This is a genomic window from Rahnella sp. BCC 1045 (genome assembly GCF_019049615.1).
In the GTDB taxonomy this organism is placed as follows: Bacteria; Pseudomonadota; Gammaproteobacteria; order Enterobacterales; family Enterobacteriaceae; genus Rahnella; species Rahnella contaminans.
This window is the reverse complement of sequence record NZ_JAFMOZ010000121.1, coordinates 75485-95702: the sequence shown is the minus strand read 5'-3', so window position 1 is coordinate 95702 and position 20218 is coordinate 75485. Positions and strand designations below refer to the sequence as shown.

At 52.7% G+C, this 20218-nt stretch carries 17 protein-coding genes; 8 read left to right on the top strand and 9 right to left on the bottom strand.

Annotated elements, in window-relative coordinates:
• Positions 1-259, top strand: a 259-nt coding sequence (locus J1782_RS10375; protein ID WP_217153097.1) for a hypothetical protein, incomplete at its 5' end; no start/stop codon positions are given.
• Between the two features lie 261 nt (positions 260-520).
• On the opposite strand, the gene cbl is transcribed toward J1782_RS10375, so the two are convergent.
• Together cbl and J1782_RS10365 are read right to left on the bottom strand one after the other, a co-directional pair.
• Complete coding sequence (gene cbl / locus J1782_RS10370; protein WP_195815102.1) at positions 521-1474, bottom strand: HTH-type transcriptional regulator Cbl; 954 nt, start codon at positions 1472-1474, stop codon at positions 521-523.
• Positions 1475-1659: 185 nt separating this feature from the next.
• Entirely contained in the window at positions 1660-2604 is a 945-nt protein-coding gene (locus J1782_RS10365) for a 2-hydroxyacid dehydrogenase (protein WP_152326263.1), read from the bottom strand.
• Between the two features lie 215 nt (positions 2605-2819).
• On the opposite strand from J1782_RS10365, the gene glgX reads away from it, so the two are divergent.
• Positions 2820-5102, top strand: coding sequence for a glycogen debranching protein GlgX (gene glgX, locus J1782_RS10360; RefSeq protein ID WP_152326264.1), 2283 nt, complete (start codon positions 2820-2822; stop codon positions 5100-5102).
• Between the two features lie 15 nt (positions 5103-5117).
• Here glgX and J1782_RS10355 read toward each other — a convergent pair whose 3' ends face one another.
• Positions 5118-5732: an FMN-dependent NADH-azoreductase gene (locus J1782_RS10355; RefSeq protein ID WP_217153096.1), complete on the bottom strand. Its 615-nt coding sequence runs from the start codon at positions 5730-5732 to the stop codon at positions 5118-5120.
• Between the two features lie 122 nt (positions 5733-5854).
• On the opposite strand from J1782_RS10355, the gene J1782_RS10350 reads away from it, so the two are divergent.
• On the top strand, positions 5855-6757 hold the full coding sequence (locus J1782_RS10350) for a LysR substrate-binding domain-containing protein (protein ID WP_217153095.1): 903 nt from the start codon (positions 5855-5857) through the stop codon (positions 6755-6757).
• A gap of 5 nt (positions 6758-6762) precedes the next feature.
• Here J1782_RS10350 and apbE read toward each other — a convergent pair whose 3' ends face one another.
• Both apbE and smrA read right to left on the bottom strand, forming a co-directional pair.
• Positions 6763-7812 (bottom strand): FAD:protein FMN transferase ApbE, encoded by a 1050-nt coding sequence (gene apbE / locus J1782_RS10345; protein ID WP_152326267.1) that lies wholly within the window; start codon positions 7810-7812, stop codon positions 6763-6765.
• A gap of 106 nt (positions 7813-7918) precedes the next feature.
• On the bottom strand, positions 7919-8485 hold the full coding sequence (smrA, locus tag J1782_RS10340) for a DNA endonuclease SmrA (protein ID WP_152326268.1): 567 nt from the start codon (positions 8483-8485) through the stop codon (positions 7919-7921).
• A 213-nt stretch (positions 8486-8698) separates the two neighbouring features.
• Here smrA and J1782_RS10335 point away from each other — a divergent pair, with 213 nt between their 5' ends.
• Positions 8699-9514, top strand: a complete 816-nt coding sequence (locus J1782_RS10335; RefSeq protein WP_152326269.1) for a mannosyl-3-phosphoglycerate phosphatase-related protein — start codon at positions 8699-8701, stop codon at positions 9512-9514.
• Between the two features lie 119 nt (positions 9515-9633).
• Positions 9634-10854 carry a glycosyl transferase gene (locus J1782_RS10330; RefSeq protein ID WP_152326270.1) on the top strand — a complete coding sequence of 407 codons (1221 nt, stop codon included), beginning with the start codon at positions 9634-9636 and terminating at the stop codon, positions 10852-10854.
• Positions 10855-10942: 88 nt separating this feature from the next.
• On the opposite strand, the gene J1782_RS10325 is transcribed toward J1782_RS10330, so the two are convergent.
• Positions 10943-11968, bottom strand: a complete 1026-nt coding sequence (locus tag J1782_RS10325) for a TerC/Alx family metal homeostasis membrane protein (protein WP_152326271.1) — start codon at positions 11966-11968, stop codon at positions 10943-10945.
• A gap of 437 nt (positions 11969-12405) precedes the next feature.
• Between J1782_RS10325 and J1782_RS10320 the strand changes: the two genes are divergently transcribed.
• Together J1782_RS10320 and uspE are read left to right on the top strand one after the other, a co-directional pair.
• A complete protein-coding gene (locus tag J1782_RS10320) occupies positions 12406-13161 on the top strand; it encodes an FNR family transcription factor (protein WP_013575564.1) in 756 nt (251 codons plus the stop codon).
• Positions 13162-13316: 155 nt separating this feature from the next.
• Positions 13317-14276, top strand: coding sequence for a universal stress protein UspE (uspE, locus tag J1782_RS10315; protein ID WP_152326272.1), 960 nt, complete (start codon positions 13317-13319; stop codon positions 14274-14276).
• A gap of 73 nt (positions 14277-14349) precedes the next feature.
• Here the strand turns inward: uspE and pntB are convergent, their stop codons facing one another.
• Positions 14350-15741 (bottom strand): Re/Si-specific NAD(P)(+) transhydrogenase subunit beta, encoded by a 1392-nt coding sequence (pntB, locus tag J1782_RS10310; RefSeq protein WP_217153094.1) that lies wholly within the window; start codon positions 15739-15741, stop codon positions 14350-14352.
• A gap of 10 nt (positions 15742-15751) precedes the next feature.
• Positions 15752-17281 (bottom strand): Re/Si-specific NAD(P)(+) transhydrogenase subunit alpha, encoded by a 1530-nt coding sequence (gene pntA / locus J1782_RS10305; protein WP_165058698.1) that lies wholly within the window; start codon positions 17279-17281, stop codon positions 15752-15754.
• Positions 17282-17818: 537 nt separating this feature from the next.
• Here pntA and ydgH point away from each other — a divergent pair.
• Positions 17819-18772: a DUF1471 family protein YdgH gene (gene ydgH, locus J1782_RS10300; protein ID WP_152326274.1), complete on the top strand. Its 954-nt coding sequence runs from the start codon at positions 17819-17821 to the stop codon at positions 18770-18772.
• A 91-nt stretch (positions 18773-18863) separates the two neighbouring features.
• On the opposite strand, the gene J1782_RS10295 is transcribed toward ydgH, so the two are convergent.
• The gene (locus tag J1782_RS10295) at positions 18864-19976 is read right to left on the bottom strand and encodes a dipeptidase (protein WP_217153093.1); all 1113 of its coding nucleotides are present in this window, start codon (positions 19974-19976) and stop codon (positions 18864-18866) included.
• Between the last annotated feature and the right edge of the window lie 242 nt (positions 19977-20218).

The window sequence follows — 20218 nt, the reverse complement described above, 5'->3', positions numbered from 1 at the left end:
GGCCTATCGCCGCCACCCCCCAAGACCCCCCGGGCTCTTTCACTGCGCGCTATCGCAGGCTCGACGGACTTGTCCTGGTGCATTAGTGGATGGCGCAAATCCAGGTGCTTCGCACTTCCTTCTCTCGGTCTTCGAGCCTATGGTCTCGAAGCCGCTCCGTTCAGCTGAATTTTGGTCACGCCAGTCAACCTTTTTAAAAGATGAAAAACAGTCTGCCGTTGATTTTGAGATCGTGCGGGCGATTCAGAAAGCTTGCTGAATGAGAGGTTGCAGACCTGAGGCTGCAATCCCGAAATGAAGGCACCGCGCAGCGGCAAGATTTCCAGCCTGTCTCTGCGGTACCTGAAACATAGCCAGCGAGCGATAGCGCGCAGTTAAAGAGCGCGGGTGTCCAGAGGGCGCGCGCGTTAACGCGCCCTTTGGGCCAGTTTGGGCGGCGAGCCCATGGTCTTGAAGTTGAGAGTTGAGAGTTGAGAGTTGAGAGTTGAATTATCAGGCGCCCGTATGACGCCTCATACCATCAAATCTGATAGTCAATCACCGGCTCATCCCCTGCCGCAAACACCTTCTCCTTGATCTCATTCACCGATAACCCCGGATTACACAATTCGATAAACCGCCAGACGTAGTTTCTCTGCAACTGCGCCTTTTTAAGCCCCAGCCAGACGGTGTTGCCTTCGAACAAATGTTCGGCGTTAATCAGCTGAAGGCCCGTATCACGCGCGGCTTCAAAGGCTTTATCCGCCAGGATCCCCACGCCTAATCCCAGTTCGACGTAGGTTTTAATCACGTCAGAATCCTGCGCGCTGAGTACGATATCCGCGCTCAGCGCCGCGCGGCTGAAGGCTTCATCCAGGCGGGAACGCCCGGTGATACCCTGCCGGTAGGTGATCAGCGGTTGTTCGCTGAGATGCTGCAACGTGACCGGATGCTGCAACGTCAGCGGATGGCCCTGCGGAACCACAATCGCATGATGCCAGCGGTAATACGGGAACGCCGCCACCGCCGGGTCGTTCATCAGTTTTTCGCTGGCGATGGCCACGTCCGCCTGCCCGCTCAGCAACATCGCCAGCACTTCCTGCGGCGAGCCCTGATGAAGTTCCAGCCGTACGCCCGGATAAATCGCGCGGAAGGCTTTGATCACTTTGGGCAGACTGTAACGCGCCTGCGTGTGCGTGGTGGCGATGGTCAGTACGCCGGCGTCTTCTTTTGAAAACACATCAGCCAGACGGCGGATATTCTGCGCTTCGTTGAGAATGCGCTCGGCCACGGCCAGCAGTTCTTTGCCCGGTTCTGTCAGCCCCAGCAGACGCTTGCCCCGACGGATGAAAATCTCAACGCCCAGTTCATCTTCCAGCTCGCGAATATGACGACTGACACCTGACTGAGAAGTGAACAACATGTTCGAGACTTCGGTCAGGTTGTAATTGCATCGCGCGGATTCACGTATAATTTTGAGTTGTTGAAAATTCACCGCTGTCTGCCTCTGTTCTGTCTGAAAACCCTATTGTTACGATCTGTAGCTATGCCAGACAAATAAGAAAAAGCGGTTACTTATGCTTTTTACGACTATAGCCTGTTCACCGGATTTTCAGCGCCCATAAAAAAAACGCCGGCAGGCGGCGTTTTCTCTCATTATCGGGTCAATAAACCGGGGGATTATTCAGGCACCGGCGTCACGACCGGCTGACCTGAAAAAAAGGCATCCAGATTTGACTGCACCAGCGTCATCATATTTTCGACAGATTCCGGCGACCGTCCGGCCACATGCGGCGTCAGCACCAGATTATCCAGCGTCAGCATTTCTGCCGGGACTTTCGGTTCTCCGTCAACCACATCCAGCGCGGCACCGGCGATTTCACGGCGTTGCAGACTGGCAATCAGCGCGTCACTGTCCACCACACTGCCCCGCGAAATGTTAATCAGATAACCGTTTTCCCCCAGTGCTTGCAGCACCTGCGCATTCACCAGTCGCGTGGTATGGGCACCGCCGGGCGTGGCGACAACCAGATAATCCGCCCAGGCGGCCAGTTCTGTGACGCCTGGGAAATACTGATACGGGCTGTTTTCCTGCGCACGGCGGTTGTGATATCCCACGTCCATATCAAAGCCACCGGCGGCGCGGCGGGCAATCAGCGCACCGATGTTGCCCAGACCAATAATCCCCAGCCGTTTACCGGCCATTCCGTCTACGTTCCAGCGCGTTTTTTTCCATTCTCCGGCGCGCACCGCAGCATCGAACTGCGGGATCCGCCGCGTGATTGCCAGCATCAGCGCCAGCGTATGATCCGCAACCGAAGAACTGTTGGTGCCCGGCCCGTGTGTGACCAGAATGCCGCGCTGTTTTGCCGCCGCCACGTCGATATGTTCAAAGCCGACGCCCTGCGCACAGATGATTTCCAGCGCGGGCAATGCCGCGATTTCCGCCGCGCTCACACCAATGGTGCCGATGGTTAAAATGGCGCGGAGGGTTCGTGCGATGTCCGGATCAATATTGGCGCGCTGTTCCGGCGTGGTGGCGAAATGCAGGGAATATCCGGCAGCTTCAAACCGTTCAGGGTAACCCGCATCAAGTTCGATGTGGCTCAGCAAAGCGATGGTCATAAAGGAAATCCTCGGGGATGAATTCTTATAATCACTAGCAGGCTAGCTTTTCATTTTCACTATTGACGAAGCCTCTCAGCTTGTACAGCTTTTCGCGGTTTTCAGGTCAATTTTGCCAGTCCGGTCTACACTCCTTGGTATTGCCTGTGCATGCGCAGACAGGCCTCTTTCGGTAATTTATTGTCAGATTTCCCTGAAACGGAGTGACGTCGAGTATGACAAAGGCCCGATCTGGTAAGACAAGTAAACCCACAGCTACGGCGGACGAAGTCCGCACCGTCCCTTCTCATGCACAGGTTGATATCGCCGTTGACGCTTTGGGTGTCCGCATTATTCATCCTTACAGCGACGGCGAAATTGTCCGCAGCTTCGATTCCGGACACACCACCCGCGTGCGCGAAGGATTGCCCGTCCCGCTCGGCGCAACCTGGGACGGTCTGGGCGTAAACTTTGCGCTGTTTTCTGCCAACGCCACAAAAGTTGAGCTGTGCCTGTTTAATGAAGCCGGTGAGCAGTATGACGTGATTGAACTGCCTGAATACACCGACGAGGTCTGGCATGGCTATCTGCCGGACGCCCGCCCCGGTCTGCTTTATGCTTACCGCGTTCACGGCCCTTATGCGCCGCATGACGGCCACCGGTTTAATCCGGCCAAATTACTGCTCGACCCTTATGCCAAGCAAATTGTCGGCGAACTGAAATGGGACGACGCGCTGTTTGCCTATGACATGCAAAGCGCGAAGAAAGACCTGCACATTGATAACCGCGACAGCGCGGAATTTCTGCCAAAATGCCGGGTCATCGATCCGGCATTTTCCTGGGCGCGTTCGCGCAAACGCCATATTCCGTGGGAAAAAACGCTGATTTATGAAACTCACGTACGCGGTTACACCATGCGTCATCCGGCAGTGCCGGAGCATCTGCGCGGCACATTCTCCGGAATGAGTACGCCGCACATCGTGGAATATCTCCGTTCGCTCGGCGTGACGTCGGTTGAGCTGATGCCAATTCATGCGTTCACCGATGACCGGCATTTGCAGGATAAAGGGCTGCATAATTTCTGGGGTTACAACACGCTGAGTTTCTTCGCGCCGCACCCGCAATATATGGCGACGCACACCGTTAATGAATTCAAGCAGATGATTGCCACCCTGCACGCGGCAAATATTGAGGTCATTCTCGACGTGGTTTACAACCACACGGCGGAAGGCAATGAACTTGGCCCGACGCTCTCGTTCAAAGGCATTGATAACGCCAGCTATTACCGCCTGATGCCGGACAATAAGCGTTATTACATCAATGACACGGGGACCGGCAATACGCTCAATCTCAGCCATCCGCGTGTGCTGCAAATGGTGACGGATTCACTGCGTTACTGGGCGACCGAAATGCAGGTCGACGGTTTCCGCTTTGACCTCGCGACCATTCTCGGGCGCGAAAGCTATGGTTTCGACGAAGGCTGTGGTTTCCTCGATACCTGCCGTCAGGATCCGGTGCTCAGCCAGTGCAAACTGATTGCAGAACCCTGGGACTGCGGCCCCGGCGGCTATCAGGTCGGTGGCTTCCCGCCGGGCTGGATGGAGTGGAATGACCGGTTCCGCGACACGGTGCGTAAATTCTGGCGCGGCGACGAAGGCCAGCTCGCGCAGTTTGCCACCCGCCTTTCCGGCTCGGCAGATTTGTTTAATCACCGGGGACGCAAACCTTATGCGTCGGTGAACTTTATTACCGCGCACGACGGCTTCACGCTTAACGACTGGGTGTCTTACGCGAACAAGCACAACGAAGCCAACGGCGAGAACGGCAAAGACGGCAGCGATAACAACATTTCAGCAAACTACGGCGTGGAAGGCCCGGCGGAGGATCCGGCGATTAATGAACTGCGGCTGCGGCAGATGCGCAATATGCTGGCGACGCTGCTGTTTTCGCAAGGCACGCCAATGCTGCTGGCCGGTGATGAATTCGCGCGATCGCAAAACGGCAACAACAATGCCTATTGTCAGGACACCGATATCGCGTGGGTAAACTGGAATATTGAGGAAAAAGGCCAGTCATTACTGCTCTTCACTTACCGGCTGATTGCCCTGCGCAAGCGTTTTCCGATCCTGCACCGTGGCCGCTTTCTGACCGGCGCGGTGCATGAAAAACTCGGTGTGAAAGACGTCAGCTGGTTCCAGCCGCAAGGGCCGGAAATGACCGATGCCGCGTGGAAAGATCCGCACGCAAAATGCATCGCAATGCTGCTTGATGGCCGCGCACAGCCGACCGGTTTGCTGCGTCAGGGTTCATTAAGCACGGTGTTGCTGCTGTTTAACGCCTCGCATAAAGATGTCGTATTCACGCTCCCGTCCGTGGCGCACGGCGAAGGCTGGCGTCATATTCTTGATACTTTCCAGCCCGATGATGTGAACGAGCATAACTTTGAGTTTGGCCGCGAATACATCTGTACGTCACGAACCGTCGTATTGTTTGAACTGGTAAGCACCGCCAAGCACTAAACCCGGCGCGCTGCTTCAGGCATTCAAAATCTGAAGCAGCGTTTCGCGCCCTTGCGCCAGCCCTTTCTCGCGTCCGATTGCCTGACGGCTCACGCCTTCCGCACGAATTATATGGCAATCCACCACGCCCATCAGCTCCAGAATAGAGGCCAGATACGGCTCCTGGAAATCATGCAACTTGCCTTCCTCCGTACTGTAAACGCCGCCACGGGTTGAGGCGATAAACGCCGTTTTACCGGGGATCAGCCCGATGACACCTTGTGGCGTATAGCGGAACGTTTTCCCTTTCTGACAGACCTGGTCGATCCACGCCTTCAGGTTGCTGGGGACCGCGTGGTTATACATCGGCGCGCCAATCACCAGCACGTCGCAGGCCGTCAGCTCTTCGATGGACTGATAAATCCCGTCCAGTTCCGCCTGAAGTTGCGGTGTAATCACTTCGTCCTGCGCGTTGTGCAGCAGGCTCATGGCGGCGGCAGAAAGATGAGGCGGCGGCGTGACGCCCAGATCGCGGTAGGTAACTTCTGCGCCGGGATTACGTGCGCAAAGTTCGGCGACGATCATTGCAGACAGCTCGCGGGAGACAGAACCCGTGATAAACGGGCTGGAATCGAGGTGTAAAATTTTCATCGGGTTATCCTGTTTCAATAAGTTTGCTTGCATAAACACAGGGTAATCGTTGTTGTAATAATGAAAAATACCTAATATCGCAACACATCGTCCCATTATTGTAACGACGGAAGCCTTCACCGATGCCGGAAGATCTCAATGACATGGCGCTGTTTGCCGCCGTAGTGAAACATCAGGGTTTTACCGCCGCAGGCCGCGCGCTGGGCGTGTCGAAATCCCTGCTCAGCCGCCGGATTGACGCGCTGGAAACCCGCCTCGGCGTACGTTTGCTGCAACGCACGTCTCGCCACTTCTCAGTCACCAGCGTGGGTGAATGCTACGCGGTTGAATGCCAGAAATTACTGCAACAGGCGCAGGCTGCGCGGCAGGTCATCGACGATTTGCAGCAAAACCCGCGCGGACTGCTGCGTGTGTGCACACCGGTGATGATGGCGGAAATGGTGGTCGCGCCGCTGATGACGGAGTTCCTGACCCGTTTTCCCGATATACAACTGGAGCTTCTGGCCATTAACCGGTCGGTGGATTTGCTGGAGGAGAATTTCGACGTCACCGTGCATTCGCACAGCGAACCGCTCGATGATTCCGGTTTGTACCGTAAAGCGCTCGGCCTGCTGCGTTACGTGCTGGTTGCCAGCCCGGCGTTTATCGCGGCGCTGCCGTCCGTGCCCTCAGCGGATCAACTGAGTTATCTGCCAACGTTGGTGCGCAAAACGCCGTGGGCGGCGGGCCATTGGGCACTGTCCCATCCGCAAGACGGCGCCCGCAAAGTAGAATTAACACCGAAGATAATCAGCAATAATCTGCTGGTGCTGCGTCAGGCCGCAGTGGACGGATTGGGCATTGCACTGCTGCCGGAAATGGCGTGCAAAGAGGATTTAGCGTCGGGAAGGCTGCACTATTTTCTGCCGGACTGGCAAACACCGCCGTCTGAGATTTCGGCGCTGTATGCCAGCCACAAAGGTCAGTCTCCGGCGTTACGCGTGTTTCTCGATTTCCTGACGGAGAAACTGCACGGAACCCTGTGAAACGGTTACTCCGGATCTTTCAGGTAGGCTTTGAACTGCGGCGACATGTAGGTTTTGAACGTGTCGCCCTCTTTGGTGATGAGATACACCGCCAGATGTTCTTTCTCCGCCAGCGCCAGCGCTTTATGGGTGCCCAGCACCATCAGGCCGGTGTCCCAACCATCCGCTTCCAGCGCAGTCGGCGCAATTACGGTCGCAGAAACCAGCTTATGGGTGATCGGCGAACCGGTCGCCGGGTCAATAATGTGCGACAACCGTTTGCCGTTCAGCTCATAGTAATTACGGTAGCTGCCGGAGGTGCTGATCCCCATGCCCTGTAAATCGACAATCGCCTGCACCGCCGTCTCTTTGTCCGTCGGTTTCTGAATCGCCACCTGCCAAGGATTCCCCTTCGGATTGTGTCCGCGTGAAACCACTGCACCGCCCACCGACACCAGATAATTGCTGATACCGTTACCTTCAATCAGGCGCGCCAGATGATCGGTCGCGTAACCTTCGCCAACGGTCGAGAGATCGACATACATCCCCTGCAAATCTTTTTGCAGATATTGCCCGTCGCTCTGCTGGATCACTTTCAGATGTTGTAAACCCGTGCGCTGACGGGCATCCGCAATCTGTTCCGGCGTCGGCATTTTCACCGGCTGTTTATCCGGGCCGAATCCCCACAGATTCACCAGCGGTCCGACAGTAATGTCCATTGCGCCGCCGGTCAGCTGACCAATGCGCATTGACGTCACCACGGCATCCGCCATCCCCGCGCTTACCGGTTGTGGCACGTTGCCCTGATACTGATTAAAACGCGATAAAACCGAGTCTTCTTTGTAGGTCGACAGTTCGTGATCATCTTCTTTGAGCTGCGCTTCGATTTGTTCACGCAGCGGGGCTTCCCGGTTTTTATCCACTCCCGCCAGGCTGACACGATAAAACGTGCCCATGGTTTTTCCTTCAATCACCAGCGCATCTTTAGCATCAGATGCGCCACCATCGCAGGCAGACAGCAGACTCACCGCACACAGCAACAGTGTGCTACCTACATAAACCGGTTTTGAAAACATGAAAATGGCTCAGTTGAGTGCCCGTCGCCGGGCAGAAAAAGTATCAGGACATTAAAGGGTCGCGCTTAAACCACGACGCAACAAAGTTTCTGTCAAAGGTTTCGGGTCAGCGGCTGCGTTTGGCGTGGCGCTCCCAGTTTTCCTGTTTGGCCTGCGCTGTTTTCTTCAGCGCAACGTAACAGGCGCCCGCACCGCCGTCTTTCTGGATTGCCACGCTGAAAGCCTGCACGTCATCAAGCTGTTTAAGCCATTTTGCGACGTAGCTGCGCACGATATTGGCGTGGCTTTGGTCATTCCGGCCACGGCCATGAATGATTAACAGGGTGCGTAGATTCTCCGCCTGCGCCTGACAGAAGAAAGCAAAAAGCTCCTGACGACACTGCTCGACCGGTTTACGCAGCAAGTTCAGGCTGGCCTCCAGCGGATATTTCCCCTGCCGGAGTTTGTCGAGCACGCCCTGCTGTACGCCGTCGTGTTTGTATTCCAGGGGCTCGTCGCACGGCAGGATATTCAGAAAACCGGTGGTCAGCGGATTGTCACGCTTTTCGGCGGCATCACCGGTTTCCGGTTTGTTCCCTGTGGCTGAGTTCCTGAGGTAGACCACCCGTTTATCCGACGCCAGAGGCTGCACTCCCGCCATTTCCTGACTGAATAAATCATCATCATCGCTCATTGCTTACCTCTTTTTCAGCGGTGGGACCGGAGTAAATTATCCCTGCAAAAGCCCTGCGGGTAAAGCCGGGTCCCGGCTGATGAACACCGGTAAAGAATTCTGAAATGGCCGGATAACCGGTAAAAGTCATTTTTGAATCTATACTTAGCTGCTGGGGCAGAAAACCATTCCGACCAATGCGCTTCTGTAACCCCGTCAAATTGAGGAGAAAAGATGCCGTACCTTGATGATCCCTTGATTATTTTCACAGACCTGGATGGATCACTGCTCGACCATCACGATTACAGCTGGAAACCCGCGCAGCCGTGGCTGGATAAACTGGCTGCCGCGAATGTTCCGTTAATTCTGACCACCAGTAAAACCTCCGCCGAAGTCGCGGCATTACAGACCGCCCTGCACTTAACGCATCAGCCTTTTATTGCAGAAAACGGGGCGATTATCCACCTGCCGCCCGGCTGGCAAACGCAGGAACAGGAACCGGTTCACGTCATGGGTGCCCGTTACAGCGATATCCGTCAGGCGCTGGTTGATTTGCGCCAGCGCTATGATTTTGAGTTTCGCGGCTTTGGTGACGTCACGCCAAAACAGGTCGCAGTCTGGACGGGCTTATCTGAAGCACAGGCTGAACTGGCGATGCAGCGCGAAGCGTCCGAACCGCTGGTGTGGTTTGGTAACGATCTGGATTTTGCACATCTGAAAAAGTGCCTGTCCCGTGAAGGTCTGGCGCTCACGCGCGGCGGCCGCTTCTGGCATGTCATGGGCACCGACGCCGGAAAAGGTCAGGCGGTGCAATGGCTGTCGCAACTGTACCGGCAACGGCGCGGCGTGCCAGTCGCCAGTATCGGGCTGGGCGATGGCCCGAACGATTTATCGATGCTGGAGACCGTGGATTACGCCGTAGTGATTAAAGGCTATCACGAGCATCAGATGCCGGTGAACGACGGGAACGGCTCACAGGTATTTCGTACCACGGAGTTTGGCCCGCACGGCTGGAGCCAGGGGCTGAATCATTTTATTACCCTTCCTTAAAGGAAGGCGTTAAAGGGAAAATTGTTTATTCAATGCCGGGTTTTGCATTGTTTATTGCTCTTTGTTTTACCGATAAGACTTCCAATAATTTTATCTATTCTAAAATTGGAGAATACCGTATGAGCGATTTTTATCAGGATGGTGTAATCACTAATTTTCATAACCTGACTAACCGTAAAGTTGAAGAACTGGAATACGATTTGCAGGTGTTTTCAGGCCGCCGTTCAATGGGATTAATATTACCTTCATTGTTTTCAGAACTTGAAGGCCCGGCGCTGACCCATATTGTTGATGAGTTGACAAAAGTCCCCTATCTGGAAGAAATCGTAATAGGATTAGATCGTGCAGATCGCGATCAGTTTTTATTTGCCCGCGAGTTTTTCTCCCGCCTGCCGCAGCGTCACCGTATTTTGTGGAATGACGGCCCGCGTCTGAAGGCGCTGGATGAAGAGCTGAAAAAAGAAAATCTGTCACCAAATGAACCGGGCAAAGGCCGCAACGTGTGGTTCTGCGCCGGGTATACCCTGGCATCGCGCCGCACATCGGTGGTCGGGCTGCACGATTGTGACATTGTCACCTATAGCCGCGACATGCTGGCGCGGCTGATGTATCCGGTGGCAAACCCGAATTTCCATTACGATTTCTGCAAAGGCTATTACGCCCGTGTGGCGGACGGGAAATTTAACGGCCGCGTCGGGCGTCTGCTCGTGTTCCCGCTGCTTAAATCGCTGCAAATTGTTTATGGTCATTCGGATTTTCTGGAATATCTGCGTACCTTCCGCTATCCGCTTTCCGGTGAATTCGCCATGCGCACACACGTTCTGAATGATTTGCGCATTCCCAGCGACTGGGGTCTGGAAATCGGCGTATTGTCCGAACTGCACCGCAATACCGCGACGCGCCGTATCTGTCAGGTGGATATCGCTGATAATTACGACCACAAGCATCAACCGATGTCAGAAGATGACGCCACCAACGGTTTGCAGCGCATGAGTATTGATATCACCAAAGCGCTGTACCGTAAGATGGCGATTCTCGGCGTGAATATCACCAGCGAGTCATTCCGCATTCTCAAAGCCACGTATTACCGCAATGCGCTGGATATGATTGACAGTTTTGAGAATGACGCGCGGATGAATGGCTTGTCGTTTGACCGCCACAGTGAAGAATCCGCAGTAGAACTTTTCTCCGGCGCGATCATGGAAGCCGGTCAGGCGTTTGTGGATACGCCGAGTGAAAAACCGTTTATCCCGAGCTGGAGCCGTGTGCAGTCGGCGTTCCCGGACATGCTGGATCGCATTCATGAAGCGGTGGAAAAAGATAACGAAGGCGACGTGTAACGCTCTGAGGATCCTGAAAACAGAAAAGAAAAACGCTGCGATAGCAGCGTTTTTTTATGGGACTGACCAGCAAATTACGGATTAGAAACTAGGCAGATTCTTTTTTGCCAGGGAAAAGTAAGCTGGCCACAATACCCAGCGCCAGCACGCCCAGAACTACGTAAAGACTGGTTAACGCCTCGATTTCTATCCCGTGATGCCACAGATGATTACTAGAGTTCAGCGCCAGTTTTGCTGCAACAAAAAACAGCAGGAAGATCACAGATTTTTCCAGATGCACCAGATATTTACGCAGCGCTTCAAGCACGAAATACATCGTACGTAAGCCCAGCACGGCGAACATCATGGCGGAATAAACAATCAGCGGTTCGCGGCTGACGGCAATGACCGCAGGCACGCTGTCAAAAGCAAACATCAGGTCGGAGATTTCCACAACGGCAATACACAGCAACAGCGGCGTCGCGTAGCGTACGCCCTTCTTCACGGTAAAGCTGAAGCCCTGATTTTCCGGTTTCGCCAGTTCAGCTTCGACCTGCTCGCTGCTGACCAGAAAATGCGGCCCCACCAGTTTCGGGAACACCGGGAAAAAGCGGCGCACCAGACGGTTAGCGATGTGATCCGAGTAATCATCATTCTCTTCATCATCGTTGCCAGCACGCATCATCAGAATCGCCGTCCACAAAATGACAACGGCAAACACCATTTCAACCCACGGCCCCAGCGCCAGGAGGCTGGTGCCGATCACCACGAAAATCCCGCGGAAAACGATGGCACCGATAACGCCCCAGTAAAGAATGCGATGACGATAACCATCGGGCACTTTAAACCAGGCAAAAATCGCCATAATCACGAACAGGTTGTCCACGGATAACACCTGCTCCAGCGCATAACCGGTCAGGAACAGGCTGGCGACTTCTTTGCCATGATGGATATACAAAAAACCGGCAAAGCTGAGAGAAACGGCAATCCAGAAGAGTGTCCAGATTGAAGCGCTTTTCAGGCCAATCGGTTTGTGGCTGCGATGCGCGAAGATATCAATCAGCAGCGCGGCGACGGCCACGACAACAAAAACCACGGTCGTTTCGAATGGGAATCCCAGAGAATCAGACTGCATTACACCTTTCCTAAAATTAAACGAAAGCTAAACGAATCTGCGCATTGTATGCGGTTGCGAAGCGAATGGGTATCAAAGTCGTTGGCAGGTGGCATTTTGTGCCATATTCTCGCGCGTTGAATTAAGGGGAGAAATTGATTCCCCACGCCCGCGAATAATTCACCGTCAGAGAATATCCTTAGGTTGCTATAAATTGATTCAGACGGCTAATTCATTAAAATAGAATTATAATTTTCACAGATAATTTGATGCCTTTTTAAATCTCATTGATTCTCAATTCGACTTAATTCCCAGTTCAGATCAAACTATTCCGAAAAAAAACCTGTTTAAAATCGGGGTTTTTTAACATTTCGCTCTTTTCGCTCCATTCAGCTACTTATCACTCGCTGCAAAAGATGTTAAAATTGACCCATATCAATATTGCCAGAGTGACTATCATGATCCCAGAAAAACGTATTATTCGACGTATCCAATCTGGTGGCTGTGCAATCCATTGTCAGGACTGTAGCATCAGCCAGCTTTGTATTCCTTTCACCCTGAACGAGCATGAACTCGATCAGCTGGATAACATCATTGAAAGGAAAAAGCCGATCCAAAAAGGTCAGGCATTGTTTAAGGCCGGTGATGAATTGAAATCCCTTTACGCCATTCGTTCCGGGACCATTAAAAGCTATACCATCACTGAGCAAGGTGACGAACAGATTACCGGTTTCCATCTGGCAGGCGATTTAGTCGGTTTTGATGCCATTGGTGGTTTGCAGCACCCAAGTTTCGCACAAGCTTTGGAAACGTCCATGGTTTGTGAAATCCCGTTTGAGACGCTCGATGATCTCTCCGGGAAAATGCCAAATCTGCGTCAGCAAATGATGCGCCTGATGAGCGGTGAGATCAAAGGCGACCAGGACATGATCCTCCTGTTGTCGAAGAAAAATGCTGAAGAAAGACTGGCGGCGTTTATCTACAACCTCTCCCGCCGTTTCGCACAACGTGGCTTCTCTCAGCGCGAATTCCGCCTGACCATGACCCGTGGTGACATCGGTAACTATCTCGGCCTGACCGTCGAAACCATCAGCCGTCTGCTGGGCCGTTTCCAGAAATCAGAAATGCTGAGTGTTAAAGGCAAATACATTACGATTGAGAATCACGAAATGCTTTCTCAGTTAGCCGGACAGTCTGCCCCCGTTTCTGCCTGACCGTTTTGATTTTCTTCTAATAGATTGTCGTCGGATCATTCAAGGAATAATTTGTTGATCCGACTCAATTTCTCCTCTGTCCGATTGCTTAATCTTGGTTTACTCTGTACTTAATACACTGACCGCCGTTCTCTTACAGGTGTTAAGGAGTCCCCATGGCTAAGTATCAGAATTTACTGGTTGCTATAGACCCCAATCAGGATGACCAACCCGCACTGCGTCGTGCCGTTTATCTGGTGCAACGTAACGGTGGCCGCATTAAAGCCTTCCTGTCCATTTATGACTTTTCATACGAAATGACGACCATGCTTTCGCCTGATGAACGAACCAGCATGCGCCAGAGCGTGATCAGTGAAAGAGAAGAATGGATCAAAGAGCAATGCCACTATTATGTCGATGCTGGCATTCCGATTGATGTCAAAGTCGTCTGGCACAACAAACCTTTTGAAGCGATTATTCAGGAAGTGATTTCCGGAAATCATGATTTGCTTCTAAAAATGGCTCATCAGCATGACCGTCTGGAATCCGTTATTTTCACCCCAACGGACTGGAATTTGCTGCGCAAATGCCCTTGCCCGGTCTGGATGGTGAAAGACCAGCCGTGGCCGGAAGGCGGTAAAGCGGTGGTTGCCGTTAACCTTTCCAGCGAAGAGCCTTATCACGACCCGCTCAACATCAAGCTGGTGAAAGAGACTATCGAACTCGCCAGCCATGTGAATCAGACCGAAGTCCATCTGGTCGGCGCATATCCGGTCACACCCATTAACATCGCTATCGAACTTCCAGATTTTGATCCAAGCGTTTACAACGACGCGATACGCGGTCAGCATCTGATTGCGATGAAAGCTTTACGCCAGAAATTCCAGCTCGATGAAAAATTCACGCACGTGGAAAAAGGTCTGCCGGAAGAAGTCATTCCTGACCTTGCGGAGCATCTGCAAGCGGGTGTTGTTGTGTTGGGGTCTATCGGGCGTACCGGTTTATCTGCGGCGTTTCTGGGCAATACGACAGAACAGGTGATCGACCATCTGAAATGTGATTTGCTTGCCATCAAACCCGATGATTTCGAGTGCCCTATTACGTCGGACGATGACGAAGAAGATGAAGACGAATAACGTCTGAACAAGAGATAAAACAAAGGCCAGTCAACAGACTGGCCTTTTTCATTACTGAATTACCGATGGAAAATTACAGCGCGCGCAGGATTTTCTCTACGCTTTCTTTCGCATCGCCAAACAGCATTTGCGTATTTTCTTTAAAGAACAGCGGGTTCTGTACGCCGGCATAACCGGTGTTCATCGAACGTTTGAAAACGATAACGTTCTGCGCTTTCCATACTTCAAGCACCGGCATGCCGGCGATCGGGCTGCGCGGATCTTCCTGCGCGGCCGGGTTCACAGTGTCATTCGCACCGATCACCAGCACCACGTCGGTGTCGCTAAAGTCGTCGTTGATCTCGTCCATTTCCAGCACGATGTCATACGGGACTTTTGCTTCTGCCAGCAGCACGTTCATATGGCCCGGCAAACGCCCGGCAACCGGGTGAATACCAAAACGTACTTTGATACCTTTCGCACGCAGTTTCGCCGTGATGTCGTGAACAGGATATTGCGCCTGTGCCACCGCCATGCCGTAGCCTGGGGTGATGATCACTGAGCTGGCGTTTTTCAGCATGTCGGCCACTTCCTCGGCTGACGCTTCATGGTATTCACCCATTTCTTCCGCATCACCGGTAGAAGAACCGTCAGTTCCAAAACCCCCGGCAATCACGCTGATGAACGAACGGTTCATCGCTTTACACATGATGTAGGACAGAATCGCACCGGAGGAACCCACCAGCGCACCGGTGACGATCAGCAGGTCATTACTCAGCATGAAACCTGCAGCCGCAGCGGCCCAACCGGAATAAGAGTTCAGCATGGAAACCACCACCGGCATATCCGCACCGCCAATGGAAGAAACCAGATGCCAGCCGAACGCCAGCGCAATCACGGTCATGATTAACAGCGCAAGCACCTGCAGGCCGACGCTTTCCGTGCGGACAAACGTCACCATCAGCAGGAAAGAAACAACCAGCGCCGCCAGATTCAGCTTGTGACGATGTGGCAGTGCGAGCGGTTTGGAAGAAAAAATCCCGCGCAGTTTGCCAAACGCCACAATCGAACCGGTGAAGGTCACCGCACCGATGAAGATGCCGAGGAATACTTCGGTCAGATGGATGTTTTCCATCACGCCTTCCATCGGTACAGCGCCGTGGTCCAGATAGCTGTTAAAGCCCACCAGAACCGCCGCCAGCCCCACGAAACTGTGCAGGATAGCCACCAGTTCAGGCATTTCGGTCATTTCGACTTTACGCGCCAGATAAACACCGATTGCACCGCCGATCACCATCGCGACGATGATCCAGCCCACGTTACCGGAGTCTGGCCCCAGAATGGTCGCGATTAATGCAATGGCCATCCCGGTGACGCCGAAAATGTTACCCTGCTTAGACGTTTCATGTTTTGAAAGCCCTGCAAGGCTGCAAATAAACAGAATAGCGGCAACAATATATGCTGCTGTAACTAAACCCCCAGACATATGTTACCCCTTAGTTCTTGCGAAACATCTTCAGCATGCGCTGAGTGACGGTGAATCCGCCGAAAATATTGATACTGGCAATCAGAACGGCAATAAAGGACAGGAAACTGACCCAACCGCCATGACCGATTTGCAGCACGGCACCCACCACGATGATCCCTGAAATGGCGTTAGTGACCGACATTAACGGGGTATGCAACGCATGACTGACATTCCAGACCACGTAATAACCGACCACGCAGGACAGCGCGAAAACGGTAAAGTGGGACAGGAATTCTTTCGGAGCAACATTGGCCAGCCAGCCAAACAGCACGATGGCGACGGCCATGATGATGAATTTGGTCCACGGGTTAGCCGGTTTAGCTTCTGCTTTTACTACAGGTTCAGCGGCTTTCGCAGCTTGTGGCTGGGCAGAAACCTGAATCGGTGGCGCAGGCCAGGTGACTTCGCCGGTTTTCACCACGGTCACGCCGCGCACAACGGTATCTTCGAAATCAATTTCGATTTCGCCGTTTTTCTCTTTGCACAGCAGTTTCAGCAGGTTAACCAGGTTGGTGCCGTACAGTTGCGAAGACTGCGTTGGCAGACGGCTTGGCAGATCGGTGTAACCGATGATCTTCACACCGTTTTCGGTCGTGGTGATTTTGTCGGCAACGGTCAGTTCACAGTTACCGCCGGTTTGTGCTGCCAGATCGACAATCACGCTGCCCGGTTTCATGGACGCGACCATTTCTTTGGTGATGAGCTTCGGCGCCGGACGTCCTGGGATCAGAGCGGTAGTCACGATGATATCCACTTCTTCCGCCTGAGCCGCAAACAGCGCCATTTCCGCTTTGATGAACGCTTCGGACATCACTTTCGCGTAGCCGTCACCGCTGCCCGCTTCTTCTTCGAAGTCCAGTTCCAGGAACTCCGCGCCCATACTTTGTACCTGCTCCTTAACTTCAGGGCGGGTATCAAACGCACGAACGATGGCACCGAGGCTGCCTGCTGCACCGATGGCAGCAAGACCAGCCACACCGGCACCGATAATCATGACTTTTGCAGGCGGGACTTTACCGGCGGCGGTGATTTGCCCGGTGAAGAATCGGCCAAATTCATGCGCAGCTTCAACAATCGCACGGTAACCGGCGATGTTAGCCATCGAGCTCAGGGCATCCAGAGATTGCGCGCGGGAAATACGTGGCACAGAATCCATTGCCATCGCCGTCACCTGACGGTCGGCCAATTTTTGGATCAGTTCAGGATTTTGCGCAGGCCAGATAAAGCTGACCAGCGTGGTTCCTGCCTGTAATTTGTCAATTTCATCGTTTTCAGGCGCATTGACCTTCAAAACGATATCTGATTGCCATACATCATCGCCAGTGACGACCGAGGCCCCCGCTTCTTCATACGCGGAATCTTCAAAGCTGGCTAACTTACCGGCACCCTGTTCGATAGCCACCGTGAAGCCGAGTTTGAGCAACTGTTCCACCGTCTTCGGCGTGGCTGCAACCCTGGCTTCATTGGTCAACCGCTCTTTTGGTACACCAATACGCATAGTATTCCCTTCACCCTTTTCATTGATGATTTGTGTCATCGACATAACAATTCAATTACCAGCCTGTCGGTTATATTAACGACCGAAAATCTGTTTTTGCAGGCTGGGTATAACCTACTGAATATCTAATCAATAATCTACGTATCGCAGCGATAGTCAGGCAATTAATAATAAAAAAACTGATAGGGCTCGCAAACCTGCTGCAAACCGTGAGAAACAGGCCTTCATTTCACCTGAGAATCCTATTTATACCGGATCAATCACTCAGGTAAGTCTCACTTTACCCCGCCCGGCGCGGGCATAAAAGTTAGAAAATAGTGAATAATTAACATTTATTTCACTACTTGGTTTATTCATCAAACTTATATAAGTTAGGGGCAGTAAAAAAAGAGGTGTGATATCTCGATACCGCTCGCATTATTGCCATAAATTGCTGAGACACTCAGCATTGTTACATGCAATAATCGGCCGCTAACCTGTTACACATCAAGAATTCAGCACGTTTCAACATTACAGCGCAAGGTGAAAGGATTTTTTATGAAGCTGACAAAAACGATCATCGCATCGGCCCTGTTTTCTATTTCTGCGCTGTCCGCAGCACATGCCGCGCAGGAAATTAGCCCGCAGAAAGCAGCCGCCATCAAGCCTTTTGATCGCATTGTTATTACCGGGCGATTTAACACGCTGGGCGACGCGTCTGACGCCGTTTCCCGCCGTGCCGATACGCTGGGTGCAGATTATTTTTATATTCAAGATACCAATACCACTAACAATAGCGGTAACTGGCGCGTAGTTGCAGATATCTATAAAAAAGATGCGCCTGAAGTCAGCAATGACCCGCACTACCGCGTGATTAACGGCGTTGTAGAGCTTCCGAAAGACGTCGCTTACGGCCTTGAGCCTTTTGATACCGTGACTGTCAGCGGTTTCTTCCGCAGCCAGCCAGACGTTAATGATGCTATTACTCAGGCCGCGAAACAGAAAGGGGCTTACTCCTTCTTCATCGTGCGCCAGATTGATGCCAACAGCGGCGGCAACCAGTACATCACTGCGTTCATTTATAAGAAAGATGCCCCTAAACGCGTTGTTCAGTCTCCTGATGCCATTCCTGCTGATTCCGAAGCCGGTAAAGCGGCGCTGGCGGCAGGCGGTGCAGAAGCGAAGAAAGTTGAAATTCCGGGCGTGGCCTCTTCCGGCAGCCCAAGCCGTTCCGTAGGCCGTTTCTTCGAAACGCAGTCTTCTACCGGTCAGCGTTACACTGTCACGGCAACTAACGGGGCTAAGATCCAGGAAGTGAACGACGTCACTGCAGCTCAGATGGTTCCGTTTGATTCCACGACTTTCACCGGTCACTTCAACAGCACCACCGACGTTTCTCAGGAAGTGGCGAACCGTGCTGCGGCGAAAGGCGCCAAGTTCTATCACATTACCCGTCAGTGGCAGAACAAAAGCGGCGGCAACCTGACCGTGAGCGCAGACTTCTTCAAATAAGTCTGACTATCGCTAAAATACAAAAGGCAGCCTTTCATAGCTGCCTTTTTACTTTCTGCAATTCACGTCTCTGCGTGGTTCTCTGCGTACGTTATTTTCCCCAGGTTCTTTCCAGAACGTTAACCCAGTTTTTATAGCAAATCTTCTCCAGCAGCGCCTGCCCGTAACCCGCTTCACGCAGCGCATTCACCAGCACCGGCAAACCGCGCACATCCGACAAGAACGGTGCCATTGACGCACCGTCAAAATCCGAACCAAAGCCCACGTTGTCTTCGCCCAGATGTTCCACCAGATAATCCACGTGGCGCACCATAATGTCGGTGCCGGTATCGTCGCTTCTTTTACCGTCTTCACGCAGGAACGGCACGGCAAAGTTCAGGCCGACGAAACCGTTGCTCTCTTTGATGGCGGCCAGCTGTTTGTCGGTCAGATTGCGTGACTGCGGGCAGATGCTGAACGCATTGGAATGGCTGGCGACCAGCGGCGCATCACTCAGCCCGGCAATTTCCCAGAAGCCTTTTTCATTGAGGTGCGACAGATCAATCATGATGCGTTTCTGATTACAGGCCTTCACCAGCCGGACGCCCGCTTCCGTCAGCCCCGGCCCGGTATCCGGCGAGGTTTGATATTTGAACGGGACACCGTGACCGAAGAGGTTCGGACGGCTCCAGACTGGCCCCAGCGAACGCAACCCCATGCTGTAAAGCACATCCAGATTATATAAATCCTCATCTATCGCTTCAGCTCCTTCAATATGCATAACCACAGCTAATGCATGGTTATCTATTGACTGACGAATTTCCTGCGCCGAGCGGCAAATTTTCACCTTTCCTTGCGACTGTTCTTCAATTCTGAGCAAAAACGCCATCATGCCAAATGTGACATCGCGTGCAAAATCGAAAGAAGGTGTCGGAGAAAAATCAGGATGTTTTTGAGTACCTTCCGCAAGGAATCGCGTGTCGACTGAGCGATCAGGCACGCTATTTGCTAGATCAATATCTGGAGTGGGTACCCACGCGGCAAACAGCCCGCCGGCAAAGCCCGCTTCACGACAGCGCGGCAGGTCTAATTGTCCGCTGGCGGGTCCCTGAAGGAATGCGCGTTCAGGATTTTGACGATGTTCTTTCCAAAGCTGTAGCAAAACATCGTTATGTCCATCAAATACTGGCATTAATTCTTCAGTTCCGTGCGCTACGTTATTCATAAAAAAGGTCTACCTTTGATTAAGCATGACTAAGACAACGGAGATTTGCTCAGACGAAGTGCATCATCTGCGAACGATTGCACCAACGAAGAACAAACACAGTACGCTTCAGATTAGTTTTTTCGATACGAAACGTCGACAGGTGCAAAGCAACGTTTTTTCATTTAAGCCAGTTGCCTGAGTTTAAGTCAAGGGTCTGACAACGTAATTTTTAATTTTACTTTTATATATCAACACGATGG

Excerpts from the sequence above, each read along its gene's own strand:
- J1782_RS10365 (WP_152326263.1), bottom strand. The coding sequence starts at position 2,604 with ATGACCATCGCTTTGCTGAGCCACATCGAACTTGATGCGGGTTACCCT.
- glgX (WP_152326264.1), top strand. The coding sequence starts at position 2,820 with ATGACAAAGGCCCGATCTGGTAAGACAAGTAAACCCACAGCTACGGCG.
- J1782_RS10355 (WP_217153096.1), bottom strand. The coding sequence starts at position 5,732 with ATGAAAATTTTACACCTCGATTCCAGCCCGTTTATCACGGGTTCTGTC.
- J1782_RS10350 (WP_217153095.1), top strand. The coding sequence starts at position 5,855 with ATGCCGGAAGATCTCAATGACATGGCGCTGTTTGCCGCCGTAGTGAAA.
- apbE (WP_152326267.1), bottom strand. The coding sequence starts at position 7,812 with ATGTTTTCAAAACCGGTTTATGTAGGTAGCACACTGTTGCTGTGTGCG.
- smrA (WP_152326268.1), bottom strand. The coding sequence starts at position 8,485 with ATGAGCGATGATGATGATTTATTCAGTCAGGAAATGGCGGGAGTGCAG.
- J1782_RS10335 (WP_152326269.1), top strand. The coding sequence starts at position 8,699 with ATGCCGTACCTTGATGATCCCTTGATTATTTTCACAGACCTGGATGGA.
- J1782_RS10330 (WP_152326270.1), top strand. The coding sequence starts at position 9,634 with ATGAGCGATTTTTATCAGGATGGTGTAATCACTAATTTTCATAACCTG.
- J1782_RS10325 (WP_152326271.1), bottom strand. The coding sequence starts at position 11,968 with ATGCAGTCTGATTCTCTGGGATTCCCATTCGAAACGACCGTGGTTTTT.
- J1782_RS10320 (WP_013575564.1), top strand. The coding sequence starts at position 12,406 with ATGATCCCAGAAAAACGTATTATTCGACGTATCCAATCTGGTGGCTGT.
- uspE (WP_152326272.1), top strand. The coding sequence starts at position 13,317 with ATGGCTAAGTATCAGAATTTACTGGTTGCTATAGACCCCAATCAGGAT.
- pntB (WP_217153094.1), bottom strand. The coding sequence starts at position 15,741 with ATGTCTGGGGGTTTAGTTACAGCAGCATATATTGTTGCCGCTATTCTG.
- pntA (WP_165058698.1), bottom strand. The coding sequence starts at position 17,281 with ATGCGTATTGGTGTACCAAAAGAGCGGTTGACCAATGAAGCCAGGGTT.
- ydgH (WP_152326274.1), top strand. The coding sequence starts at position 17,819 with ATGAAGCTGACAAAAACGATCATCGCATCGGCCCTGTTTTCTATTTCT.
- J1782_RS10295 (WP_217153093.1), bottom strand. The coding sequence starts at position 19,976 with ATGAATAACGTAGCGCACGGAACTGAAGAATTAATGCCAGTATTTGAT.